Annotated in this window: 8 protein-coding genes; 3 read left to right on the forward strand and 5 right to left on the reverse strand. The window is 63.0% G+C overall.

The genetic code is table 11. The features are described from left to right. Positions 1-420: 420 nt before the first annotated feature. From relA to cysM, 3 genes are all read right to left on the reverse strand, one after another. Positions 421-2,667, reverse strand: a complete 2,247-nt coding sequence (relA, locus tag K4O48_RS13685) for a GTP diphosphokinase (protein ID WP_222908957.1) — start codon at positions 2,665-2,667, stop codon at positions 421-423. A gap of 100 nt (positions 2,668-2,767) precedes the next feature. Further along, positions 2,768-4,123 carry a 23S rRNA (uracil(1939)-C(5))-methyltransferase RlmD gene (gene rlmD, locus K4O48_RS13690; RefSeq protein ID WP_222908958.1) on the reverse strand — a complete coding sequence of 452 codons (1,356 nt, stop codon included), beginning with the start codon at positions 4,121-4,123 and terminating at the stop codon, positions 2,768-2,770. A 33-nt stretch (positions 4,124-4,156) separates the two neighbouring features. Continuing rightward, positions 4,157-5,056, reverse strand: coding sequence for a cysteine synthase CysM (cysM, locus tag K4O48_RS13695; protein ID WP_222908959.1), 900 nt, complete (start codon positions 5,054-5,056; stop codon positions 4,157-4,159). 238 nt (positions 5,057-5,294) lie between these two features. On the opposite strand from cysM, the gene ggt reads away from it, so the two are divergent. Beyond that, positions 5,295-7,088, forward strand: a complete 1,794-nt coding sequence (ggt, locus tag K4O48_RS13700; protein ID WP_222908960.1) for a gamma-glutamyltransferase — start codon at positions 5,295-5,297, stop codon at positions 7,086-7,088. A gap of 127 nt (positions 7,089-7,215) precedes the next feature. On the opposite strand, the gene K4O48_RS13705 is transcribed toward ggt, so the two are convergent. Both K4O48_RS13705 and K4O48_RS13710 read right to left on the reverse strand, forming a co-directional pair. Continuing rightward, a complete protein-coding gene (locus tag K4O48_RS13705; protein ID WP_222908961.1) occupies positions 7,216-9,969 on the reverse strand; it encodes a response regulator in 2,754 nt (917 codons plus the stop codon). Positions 9,970-10,096: 127 nt separating this feature from the next. Continuing rightward, positions 10,097-10,723 carry a trimeric intracellular cation channel family protein gene (locus tag K4O48_RS13710; protein ID WP_222908962.1) on the reverse strand — a complete coding sequence of 209 codons (627 nt, stop codon included), beginning with the start codon at positions 10,721-10,723 and terminating at the stop codon, positions 10,097-10,099. A gap of 125 nt (positions 10,724-10,848) precedes the next feature. On the opposite strand from K4O48_RS13710, the gene K4O48_RS13715 reads away from it, so the two are divergent. Both K4O48_RS13715 and K4O48_RS13720 read left to right on the forward strand, forming a co-directional pair. Further along, entirely contained in the window at positions 10,849-11,751 is a 903-nt protein-coding gene (locus tag K4O48_RS13715; protein WP_222908963.1) for an HTH-type transcriptional regulator ArgP, read from the forward strand. Between the two features lie 52 nt (positions 11,752-11,803). Then, positions 11,804-12,517: a 4'-phosphopantetheinyl transferase gene (locus K4O48_RS13720; protein WP_222908964.1), complete on the forward strand. Its 714-nt coding sequence runs from the start codon at positions 11,804-11,806 to the stop codon at positions 12,515-12,517. Positions 12,518-12,595: the final 78 nt, after the last annotated feature.

Below are 12,595 nucleotides of genomic sequence, written 5' to 3' on the forward strand. Positions count from 1 at the left end.
AGAGTGAAGCTGAAGCCATTGTAGGGTGGATGACGCTTCATCCATCCACCCTAAACGAGCGGATTGTTGTCGGGCCGTTTCCGTGTTCGGGGGTTCGCTATGGTGGATGTAAAAAGCGACATCCACCCTACGGGCTCCTTGCCGCCGCAGCTCAATGGCCAACGTAGGGTGGATGACGCTTCACCCATCCACCGCAAACGAGCGGATCATTGTCGGGCCGGGGCGGTGTTCAATGGCTCGTTTTGGTGGATGTAAAAGGCGACATCCACCCTACGGTCCGCCACCTGAAGACTTGGGCCCGGCACCGAACGTCGCGAGCGAAGGCCAGACAAGGCGAAAGCCTGCTGAAAATCGGAGTTGGCTGTTGCCAATGAGCATTTTTTAGCAGGCTTTCAACGCCGTATGGCCAAGCAGAGCAGGTCAGGTGGTGCGTTGGCGCTTCGCCTCGATAATATTGGGCAACTGCGAAATCCGACTGAGCAACCTTCCCAGCGCATCCAGCCCCGGGATCTCGATGGTCAGCGTCATTTGCGCCGTGCTGTCTTCCTTGTTCGAGCGAGTGTTGACGGCAAGCACGTTGATTCGCTCATTGAGCAGGATTTGCGACACGTCACGCAGCAGGCCGGAACGGTCGTAGGCGCGAATGACGATATCGACCGGGTAGGTTTTCTCCGGAATCGGCCCCCAACTGACCTGAATGATCCGCTCGGGCTCACGCCCGGCCAGTTGCAGCACAGACGCGCAATCCTGGCGATGGATGCTGACGCCGCGACCCAAGGTGATGTAGCCGACGATCGGGTCGCCCGGCAGTGGCTGGCAGCAGCCCGCCATTTGCGTCAGCAAGTTGCCAACGCCCTGAATCTGCACATCGCCACGCTTGCCCGGCTTGGTACTGGTGGGGCGTCGTGGAATCAGCTCGAGCTGATCAGCCGAATGGCTGTCTGGCTCGACGAGCTGCTGCGCATGGTTGACGAGCTGGGAGAGCCGCAAATCGCCCGCACCGAGCGCAGCGAACATATCCTCGGCGGTTTTCAGGTTGGCTTTTTCCGCCAGCTTGTCGAAATCCACCGGCGGCAGATCGAGACGGCCCAGTTCACGTTCCAGCAACGCCTTGCCGGCCGCCACGTTCTGGTCGCGGGCCTGCAATTTGAACCAGTGGACGATCTTCGCCCGCGAGCGCGAGGTGGTGATATAGCCGAGGTTCGGGTTCAGCCAGTCGCGGCTCGGCGAGCCGTGCTTGCTGGTGATGATCTCGACCTGCTCGCCGGTCTGCAGGCTGTAGTTGAGCGGTACGATGCGCCCATTAATCTTGGCACCACGGCAGTTATGACCGATCTCGGTGTGCACGCGGTAGGCGAAGTCCAGTGGCGTGGCGCCCTTGGGCAGATCGATGGCATGGCCGTCCGGCGTGAACACGTAGACACGGTCGGGCTCGATGTCCACGCGCAGCTGATCGGCCAGCCCGCCGATGTCGCCCAGTTCCTCATGCCATTCGAGCACCTGACGCAGCCAGGCGATTTTCTCTTCGTAATGGTTGGAGCTGGAATTGACGTCGGTGCCCTTGTAGCGCCAATGTGCGCAGACGCCCAGTTCGGCTTCCTCGTGCATGGCGAGGGTGCGAATCTGCACCTCCAGCACCTTGCCCTCCGGGCCGAGCACGGCGGTATGCAGCGAGCGGTAGCCGTTTTCCTTGGGGTTGGCGATGTAGTCGTCGAATTCCTTGGGGATGTGCCGCCACAGGGTGTGCACGATACCGAGCGCGGTATAGCAGTCACGCACCTCCGGCACCAGCACCCGCACGGCGCGAACGTCGTAGATCTGGCTGAACTGCAGCCCCTTTTTCTGCATCTTCCGCCAGATTGAATAGATGTGCTTCGCGCGGCCGTCAATCTCCGGGTGGATGCCAGTCGCCGTCAGCTCATCCCTCAGCTGCTGCACAACGTTCTGAATGTACTGTTCGCGGTCCAGTCGGCGTTCATGCAGCAGTTGCGCAATTTGCTTGTACTGCTCGGGCTCGAGATAGCGGAACGACAGATCTTCCAGTTCCCACTTGATATGTCCGATGCCCAGGCGATGGGCCAGCGGCGCATAGATATCGAAGACTTCCCGGGCGACGCGGTGGCGTTTGTCATCGTCGGCGTTTTTGACCGCACGGATCGCGCAGGTGCGCTCGGCCAGTTTGATCAAGGCCACGCGAACGTCATCGACCATCGCCACCAGCATTTTGCGCAGGTTTTCCACCTGCGTCTGGGAGCCCAGCACCAGCGACTCGCGAGAGGTGAGGCTGGCACTGATGGCCGCCATGCGCAGCACGCCTTCGATCAGTTTGGCAACCACCGGACCGAACTGCTGGTGAACATCTGCCAGCTGGACGTTGCCCTCACGCACGGCGCGGTAGATCACCGCCGCCACCAGGCTGTCCTGGTCGAGCTTGAGGTCAGCGAGGATCTCGGCAATCTCCAGCCCCGTCTGGTAACTGGAGGTGCCTTCACTCCAAAGGTTCTGTGCGGCGTTGGCCTGCTGCTCGGCTTCTCGTGCGAATTCGCATGCCTGCTTGAGTGCATCGCGGTCGAGTGCCGGGTCCATCCCCAACACATGATCGAGCCAGCCATCGAGGTTGATGCTGCCGTCGGTATTGATCGGCTGAAGCGCTCTGACCTGGACCATCTATTACCTTCCCTCTGCGCGTATCTGCGCCGAATACGCCGACTTTCTGTGAGTCGGTCGGTTGAACCGTAGGCCTCTCGCCTGCCAAAAAATTCTTGCGCTACATCGGCCGCTCGAACAACGCCATCGCTTCGACGTGCGCGGTTTGTGGAAACATATCCAGAACCCCGGCCCGCTTGAGCTGATAGCCCTGTCCGATCAGCTCGGCTGCATCCCGCGCCAGCGTGGCAGGATTGCATGAAACATAGACCACGCGCCTTGCGCCTAAAGTCGTCATCTGCCGCACTATTTCCAACGCACCATCGCGAGGAGGATCGAGCAAAACCGCCTGAAAGCCCCCTTCGGCCCACTGTGCCTCGGCCAGCGGCTTCGACAGGTCCGCCTGATAAAAGTGCGCATTGAGCAGACCGTTGCGCGCCGCATTGGTGCGGGCCCGCTCGACCATCTCCGCCACGCCTTCCACCGCGACCACCTGCGCACCATTACGTGCCAATGGCAGGGTGAAGTTGCCCAACCCGCAAAAGAGGTCCAGCACCCGCTCGCCCGGCTCAGGCGCCAGCCAGTCCAGCGCCTGAGCGACCATCGCCTCGTTTACCGGGGCATTCACCTGCACAAAATCCCCAGGCTGCCAGGCCAACTCCAGCGCCCACGCCGGCAGTCGATATCCCAGGCTGTACGCCGGGTCCAGCGGCTGCGGACCACCCTCGCCCTGCAACCAGAGCTGCACGCCCTGTGCCTGTGCGAAAGCCGACAGCCGCTGCAGGTCCGCATCAGCCAGCGCGACCGTATGGCGCACGAGCACCGCTATCGCCGTACCGCTGAACAGTTCCACATGCCCGATCGCCTGCGGCCTGTCCAATGCATGCAACACAGCCAACAACTCTGGCAACAGCGTTTGCAAGGGCTGTACCAGCACCAGGCATTCACGGATGGAAACGATGTCCTGGCTGGCGCCGGCGCGGAAACCCACGTCCAGCCGCCGCGCCTTATGATCCCAGCGCACCGCCAACCGAGCGCGGCGGCGATAGCCGAACTCCGGGCCGCTCAGCGGCGCTGACCAGTGCGCTGGCTCGACACCCGCCTGACGCGACAGCTGTTCGGCAAGGCTGCGCTGTTTAAGCGCCAACTGATCAGCGGCGGGCACATGCTGCAGGCTACAGCCACCGCAGACCCGCGCATGCGGGCAAGGCTCGCTGCGACGCTGCGGGCTGGCGGTCAGCACACGTTCGTTGCGCGCCTCGACCACCTGACTGCGCGCGCCCGTCACACGTGCTTCAACCTCTTCGCCCGGCAGCGCGCCATCGACGAACCAGGTGCGGCCCTCGAAAAATGCGATGCCACGGCCGTCGTTGGCCAGCCGCTCGATACGCAGGCGCTGCTTCTTTCCGGTTGGAATCTGCGGCTTCTTCTCACCGCCGCTGGGCTGAAAGCGCAAGCCGCCGCTGCGTTTGGCCATCAGCAGGTTCTACCTTGAGCGCGAGCACTCCGATCAGGCCTGGTCATAGACGCCCGTCGACAAATAGCGATCGCCCCGGTCGCAGATGATCGCGACGATCACCGCATTCTCAACTTCCAGCGACAGCCGCAGCGCTGCTGCCACGGCGCCCCCGGACGACACACCGCAGAAGATGCCCTCTTCGCGGGCCAGGCGGCGCATCACGTGCTCGGCCTCGTCCTGAGCCATATCGACGATGCGATCGACGCGCTCGGACTGGTAGATTTTCGGCAGGTATTCCTGCGGCCACCGACGGATGCCAGGGATTGACGCACCTTCCATCGGCTGCAGACCAACAATCTGAATCGCCAGGTTCTTCTCCTTCAGGTAGCGCGATACACCCATGATGGTGCCCGTGGTGCCCATGGAACTGACGAAGTGGGTGATGCTGCCGTTGGTCTGCTGCCAAAGCTCCGGCCCCGTGCTGTTGTAATGCGCTTCGGGGTTGTCGCCATTAGCGAACTGATCGAGCACCTTGCCCCGGCCTTCTGCGGCCATCTTCACCGCCAGGTCGCGGGCACCCTCCATGCCTTCTTCCTTGCTCACCAACACCAGTTCGGCACCATAGGCGGTCATCGCCGCCTTGCGCTCGGCGCTGGAGTTGTCCGGCATGATCAGAATGAACTTATAGCCCTTGATTGCCGCCGCCATCGCCAGGGCGATGCCGGTGTTGCCCGAGGTGGCTTCGATCAGCGTATCGCCGGGTTTGATATCGCCGCGCGCTTCGGCACGGGCGATCATCGACAACGCAGGCCGATCCTTGACGGACCCCGCCGGGTTGTTGCCTTCGAGTTTGACCAGGAGGGTATTGCTGGTTTCGCCGGGCAGACGCTGCAGGCGAACCAGAGGCGTATTGCCAACGCAGTCGGCAATGGTCGGGTACTGAATTGTCATGGCGTCGATGAACCGAGCGGCATTTGGAAGGCGCACATGATACCGGCAACGACCGGACACGGGCATACCGCTCGACTTTCGTTGCAGCTCCACGGCGCCCCGCGCTCACTGGACGATCCATGCCGGGCCGTATCGAGCGCGAGCACGGATCAAACGCAGCGATCAAGCTTGGCAGATAGTTGTCTGTGGTCTAGGTCTATAAGCAGCACGCGTCTCTGCGTCCCATAAGGAACTCCCCATGCCTCTCGGTCCCGCTGCACTGATCGTCTCCGCGTTACTCGCCAGCCTTAGCGCCTGTACCAGCCAGGATATATCCAGCCCGACACCACCCGCTCCGGAGGCTTCCAGCGGCTATACGGCCAAACCCGGTTGGGCCACGGAGCGTTTCGCCGTGGCCGCCGCCAACCCGTTGGCGACCGAGGCGGGTTACAGAATCCTCAAGGCCGGTGGCAGTGCGATGGATGCGGCCGTGGCGGTACAGATGGTGTTGACGCTGGTTGAGCCGCAGTCCAGTGGCCTGGGCGGTGGGGCCTTTCTGCTGCATTGGGATGGCGAGCAGGTGACCGCGCTGGACGGGCGTGAGACCGCGCCCGCCGCGGCTAACGAAGCGCTCTTCCTGAAAGCCGACGGAAGCCCCATGGATTTCCAGGAAGCCGTGGTTGGTGGCCGTTCGGTGGGCGTGCCGGGCACCGTGAGGATGCTCGAACACGCGCATCAGCAGCATGGCAAGCTGCCCTGGCGAGAACTTTTGCAACCGGCCATCCAGCTCGCTGACGAGGGTTTCGACATCAGCCCGCGCTTGCACAGCCTGCTGCTGAGCGACCCGGCGCTGCGCGAGAACCCGCCGGCGGCTGCATTTTATTACCAGCCGGACGGATCGCCCTGGCCGGTGGGCCATCGGTTGCGCAATCCCGCCCTCGCCGCCCTGCTGAAAGACATCGCCGCGCGCGGCAGTGACGCGTTCTACACGGGCGCCAATGCCCGGGCGCTGGTTGTGCAAGTGAACACGCACCCGAGCAATCCTGGCCGCATCACCCTGAGTGATCTGGAGGGTTACCAACCGCGCCAGCGCGACGCCATCTGCACGCTTTGGCAGAAGCGCTATCAGGTCTGCGGGTTCCCGCCGCCCTCGTCCGGCCACATCACCCAGATGCAGATTCTCGGAATGCTGGAGAAGTTGCCTCCCTTCCAGCCGCTCGATCAGGGCGTGCCGTCCGCCGATTTCCTGCACCGCTACACCGAGGCCTCTCGCCTGGCCTACGCCGATCGCGCCAAATACCTGGCCGATCCTGATTTCGTTCCGGTACCGGGTCGCACCTGGAACAGCATGCTCGCACCGGCCTACCTCAAGCAGCGCGCTGCATTGATCGGTCCGCGCAGCATGGGCACCGCCGAGCCAGGCGAGCCCGGAGAAATGCCCATTGCATTCGCTTCCCAGACCGAGCAGCCGGAATACGGCACCAGCCACATCAGCATCGTGGACGCCGAAGGCAACGCATTGGCGATGACGACGACCATCGAACAGGCGTTCGGCTCACGCCTGCTCAACGATGGCGGCACCGGGCTGGCGGGTGGTTATCTGCTGAACAACGAACTCACCGATTTCGCCTTCGAACCCTACGACGCCATGGGTCAGCCGGTGGCAAACCGGGTCGAGCCGAACAAGCGCCCACGCTCGAGCATGAGCCCGACCTTGGTATTCGACGCTGCGGGGGATCGCTTTCTGGCCAGTGTTGGCTCCCCAGGTGGCGCGGCGATTATCCATTTCGCCGCGAAAACGCTGCTGGGAATGTATGACTGGGGTCTGGATGCCCAGCGTGCAATCGACCTGCCGAACTTCGGCAGCTTCAACGGCCCGACCGTGCTCGAAGCCGGGCGCTTCCCCGCGAGCACGGTGCAGTCGTTGAAGGACCGCGGTCACGTTATTAATGAAACGGAGATGACCAGCGGCTTGCAGGCCATCCAGCGCACGGACAGTGGCTGGTTCGGCGGGGCCGATCCGCGTCGGGAAGGTGTGGTCATGGGCGACTGACTGCCCTTTGTTTCGGTCACGCCAGCGGCTATTCGCCTCGCGCCGTAATGGCCCCGCATGCTTTGCAAAGGCTGCTGAGCATGCGAGGCCCCGACTGCGGAGCGAACCGTCTAGCTAGCCGGCTCGCCTAGACGACGCGCGCCTCGTGCTCGAGACGCTCGATTGCGCTGTCGAGCTCATCCATCGCCTGAACAGCGCTCGGATGGTTCTGCTTCAGCAACGTCTCGCTACGCTCGCAGGCGGCGCGCAACTGCGGAACGCCGCAGTAACGGGTCGCCCCGTGCAGGCGATGGATGCGGTCAATCAGGGCCTGCCGGTCATTCACCAGGCGTGCCTCACGAATGGCGCGGCGGTCATCCTCCAGCGAGGCCAACAACATGCTCATCATGTCTGCAGCCAGATCGGCTTTTCCGGCCGCCAGACGCAAGCCTTCTTCGGAATCCAACACTTTCAGGAGGGTGTCCGGTAGCAGCGGCTCGGCAGGTGCCGCAAGGAAGCTGCGTGCCAGCGGCAAGCCGGTCCATTTCAGGATCACCTGAGCCAATTGCCGCTCGCTGATTGGCTTGGTCAGGTAATCGTCCAGGCCACTCTGCAGCAGTGAGCGTTTTTCGTTGGACAGCGCATGCGCGGTGAGCGCGATGACGGGCAATGGCGGCTGGCCAGAATCGGCTTCCCAGAGACGTATTGCCTCGGTGGTTTGGCGCCCATCCATCCCGGGCATCTGCACGTCCATGAACACCAGATCGAAGGATCTGCGCTTCACCGCCTCCAGCGCTTCCTGCCCACTGCTCACCGCCTCGACTTCGCCGCCCATGTCAGTCAACAGGGTTTCCAACAGCAACAGGTTGGCCGGATTGTCGTCCACACAGAGGACGCGGGGTGGCCGGGTTTCAGGCAGCGCGAGGCTTTCAACCAGCGCCTGTGGCGGGCGCAGCAGATCGAGAAGGACCCGCTGCAGCTTGCGGGTGCAAGCCGGTTTGCTTTGCAGCTGGGCATGCGTATGTGATTCGGGCAGCGCATCGTGGTACTGCGCCTGTTCGCTGGTTGGGCACAGCACGATGCATTTGCAGCCCAACGCTTCGAAATCCCATAGGCGCTGGCAGAGTTGCTGGGGGGCAATCTCGCGCTGGCTGACGCCAAGCACGGCGATATCTATCTGAGTCTCGCTGCTATGCGCTGCGGCAACCGCGTCGTGCAGCAGGTCCAGGCTTTCGAATGGCAGCACCTCCAGCCCGCAACTTTCCAGTTGATGTTGCAACGCCTGGCGCGCCAGCGGGTGCTGCTCGAGCACGCCGACCCGGCGGCCCACGAGCCCCGCACGAGGCAGGTCTTCGATGTCGTCACGCGCTTTCGGCAAGCTCAGGCTGATCCAGAACTCGGAGCCTTCTTCAGGAATGCTGTCGACCCCGATTTCACCGCCCATCTGCTCGATCAGGCGCTTGGAAATTACCAACCCAAGCCCCGTGCCGCCTGGCTGGCGCGACAACGAATTGTCCGCCTGGCTGAACGCCTGAAACAGCGAGCGCAGATCCTGATCGGTCAGGCCAATTCCGGTGTCTTGCACGCTGATGCGCAATTGCGCCCGATCGGAACGTTCATCCTCGACCATGGCGCGGACGACCACCGTGCCTTCATTGGTGAATTTGATGGCGTTGCTGACCAGGTTGGTCAGCACTTGCTTGAGCCGCAGCGGATCACCAACCAGCGACAGCGGCGTATCGCGGTAAACCAGGCTGACCAGCTCCAGATGCTTGGAGTGCGCCGCCGGGCCGAGAATCGTCAGGGTGTCCTCGATAAGGTCGCGCAGGTTGAAGGGGATGCTGTCGAGCACCAGCTTGCCGGCCTCGATTTTGGAGAAGTCGAGGATCTCGTTGATGATCCCGAGCAGGCTGTCGGCGGACTTTTCGATGGTCGACAGATAGTCTTGCTGGCGCGGTGAGAGGTCGCTTTTCTGCAGCAGATGAGTGAAGCCAAGGATGCCGTTGAGCGGCGTACGGATCTCATGGCTCATGTTCGCGAGGAATTCGGATTTGATCCGGCTGGCTTCCAGCGCTTCCTTGCGTGCCAGGTCCAGTTCGATGTTCTGGATCTCGATGGTCTCGAGGTTCTGCTGCACGTCCTCGGTGGCCTGGTCGATACTCTGCTGCAGCTCCTCGCGCGCACTGAGCAACGCCTCCGCCATGCGGTTGATACCGGCCGCCAGCTCGTCCATTTCGTGACTGCCAAGCGCCGGCAGACGGGTTTCTAGATAACCGTCCTTGAGCTGCGCGACCGCCACCTTGACCTTGTGCAACGGCTTGCTGATGGCGGTGCTCATCCGCAGCGCCAGCAGCGCGGTGATGATCAGCCCCGCGCCGATCAGCAGCAGGCTGGTAAACAGGCTGCGATACCCGCGCAGCAACGTGCCCTGGTGCGACAGCTCGAGCTCCAGCCAGCCAATCTGGCGAAGGTCGTCTTCCGGGTTGTCTGCGGCGAGGTTCAGGTGTTTGCCCAGGACCGGCAAGAGGATGCGCGTGGTGTCGACGCTACTGACCTGGGTCAGCGCCTCCGGGTCGGTGGGCGGCGAGGGAGTGATCATGTTCGGCCCCGCATGGGCCTGCACGTTGCGCTCGGTGTCGAGGATGGACACGGCACGCACATCCGGCTGGTCCAGCACCTGGTTAAGGATCCGCTGTAGACGCTTGCCGTACCCCTGCGCCATGGCCGGCGCTGCCAGGGGCGCCAATTGCTCGGCAATCAGTTGCCCGCGCTCGTCGAGCTGATGACGCATTTCCGACAACTGCATCCACGTGAAGTAGACGCCAAGCGCCACGGCTAGCACTGTGCTGGGCAGCAATATCAACACCAGCACGCGACTCTTTATTCCTAGGTCTCTCAGCACGGATCCATTCCCCTGGTTGCCAGGCCGCTAGTGTAGCGGCTCAGCAAGCGGGAATCTGCACGGCAGAGCCGTCGGCCGTCGGCGGATATGAATCAGTGGTGACGCTGGGGCGGATCGGCTGGGACGATCAGTCCAGACCGCGGATATCACGCCCCTGGAAATCGGGCAGCTTCCACTCAAAGATCATCGCCAGCACCCGGAACAGGAAACCCGCACAGAGCGTGGCGAGCGAGGCGATCGAGTTGCTGATGCCCAGCCACAGCAGGCCGACGTACAGCACACCGGTGAACAGCGCCACGGTGGCATACAGCTCGCGCCGCAGCACCAGCGGAACCTCGTTGCAGAGGATGTCGCGCATCAGCCCGCCGAAGACGCCCGTGATCACGCCGGCCAGCACGACGATGGAAAGGTGCACGCCCATTTCCATTGCCACGCCACAACCAATCACCGTGAAGGCCACCAGCCCCAGACCGTCGACCAGCAGGAACACCTGCCGCAGATGGTGCATGTGCCGCGCCACCATGGCGGTCACGATGGCTGCGCCGACGGTAAAGCCTAGGTATTCGGGGTGAGCAATCCAGCCGATCGGGTGATGCCCGAGCAGCACGTCCCGCGCGGTGCCGCCGCCCAATGCGGTAACGGTCCCCAGCAGGCAAATGCCGAACAGATCCATGCCGCGCCGCATCCCCATGATGGCTCCCGACATGGCTTCGGCTGTGATGGCGACCAGATAGATGATGTGCAGCAGCGTCACAGCGGTACTCCAGAACAGGGCATAACGGATGGAAGGTGCGCCATTATGGGGCCGGCCTTTTGTAAATTGACCCAGCTAAGCAAATTTAGGCTATACAAACATTTTCTTAATCTGGAAGAAGCCGCTTGAATCTCGACCCCAAGCAGACCGAAGCCTTCCGCGCCGTCATCAGGACCGGCAGCTTCGAGCAGGCCGCGTTGCGCCTGCATCTGACCCCGCCGGCGATTTCGCAACGGGTACGCGCCCTGGAGAGCGCATTGGGCAATGCGTTAGTGGTACGCAGCCGCCCGTGCCGGCCGACTGAAACCGGTCAGCGATTGTTGCAATACCTCAAGCGAGCCACCCTGCTCGAAGCCGATCTGATGGCCGATCTGGCCGAGCGTAGCGATGCGCCGCTGGTGGTGGTGGCCGCGCTCAATGCCGACAGCCTCGGCACCTGGTTCTTTCCGGCGCTGGCGGAAGTCCTGATTCAAGAACGCGTATTGCTGGACCTCACCATCGAGGACCAGGATCACACCTACAGCCTGCTGGAAACCGGGCTGGCCATTGGCTGCATCAGCACCGAACCCAAGCCCATGCGGGGGTGCACGGCAACGCCGCTTGGCAGCATGCGCTATCGCCTGGTCGCGTCCGCCGCGTTTCGCCAGCAATACTTCGCCAACGGCCTGACCCGCAACGCCGCACGCAACGCGCCGGTCGTCGCCTACACACGCAAGGACCGCCTCACCTCGTCCTTCTTGCTGCAGCAGCTTGGCCTGCCCGAAGGCGCCTATCCCTGCCACTACGTGCCCGGTGCCGAGCCGCGCTTCAGTGCCATTCGCTGCGGGCTGGGTTACGGCATGGTGCCGGAGCTGCTGTTGCACGATGCGCTGGCTGAGGGCTTGGTGGTCGATCTGGCGGCAAACGCACCGTTGGATGTTTCGTTGTACTGGCACACCTGGAAAGTGCAGTCGCCGCGAATGGAAAATCTATCGCGGCAGATCGTCGAAGCCGCGCCCAGAATTCTCGCGCGGCCCGCCGACGCGTGACGGCGGCACGGCAGGACTGCGTTTGCCTCAACGGTAAGGCACACTAACGCTCATGAACCCGCTTCCTCCACAACCCGCCTGTTGCTCGCCGCTGCAGGACCATTGGCCACTGCCGCGCGCCCTGCCCGGCGTGCGCCTGGTCAGCACCCGTTTCGATTCCGACCTGCTTGACCCCGAGGACTTCATTCGCTGGGGCATTCCCCCCATGGCGGCAGTGAGCAAGCGTCAGACCGAGTTTCTCGCCGGGCGCCTCTGCGCGTTCGAAGCCTTGCGCAGGGTCACCGGCGAGCCTGGCATTCCTCCCGTAGGCGAAGACCGCGCACCCTGCTGGCCGGCCGGCGTGGTGGGCTCCATCACGCACGGCGCCGGTTGGGCCGCGGTGGTCGTAGCTCAGGCTGCTCAGTGGCGCGGGCTCGGGCTTGATGTCGAAAAACGCCTTGCGATCCAGCGGGCCGACCGGTTGGCGGCCGAAATCCTCACACCACGAGAACTGGAAGGCTACGCCGAGCTTGACGACGCACAGCGGGCACTGCGCGTGACGCTGACTTTCTCGATCAAAGAAAGCCTGTTCAAAGCGCTCTATCCGCTGGTCAAGACACGCTTCTATTTCCAGGAGGCCGAACTGATTCACCAGGACGCCGGCGGCCATGCGCGGCTGCGCTTGCTCAACGACCTCTCGGAGGAATGGCGGACGGGGGCAGAACTCGACGGCCAGTTCGTTCTGTTCGACGACTACCTGCTGAGCCTGGTAAGCATCCCGGCCTGATCAGCCCCGGCGAACTACTACCCCATCACCTAGAGCCCGCTCCACACCCGCCCGCTCACACAACCTGAGTGGCGAACC

Source organism: Pseudomonas sp. DNDY-54 (assembly GCF_019880365.1).
Classification (GTDB): Bacteria; Pseudomonadota; Gammaproteobacteria; order Pseudomonadales; family Pseudomonadaceae; genus Stutzerimonas; species Stutzerimonas stutzeri_P.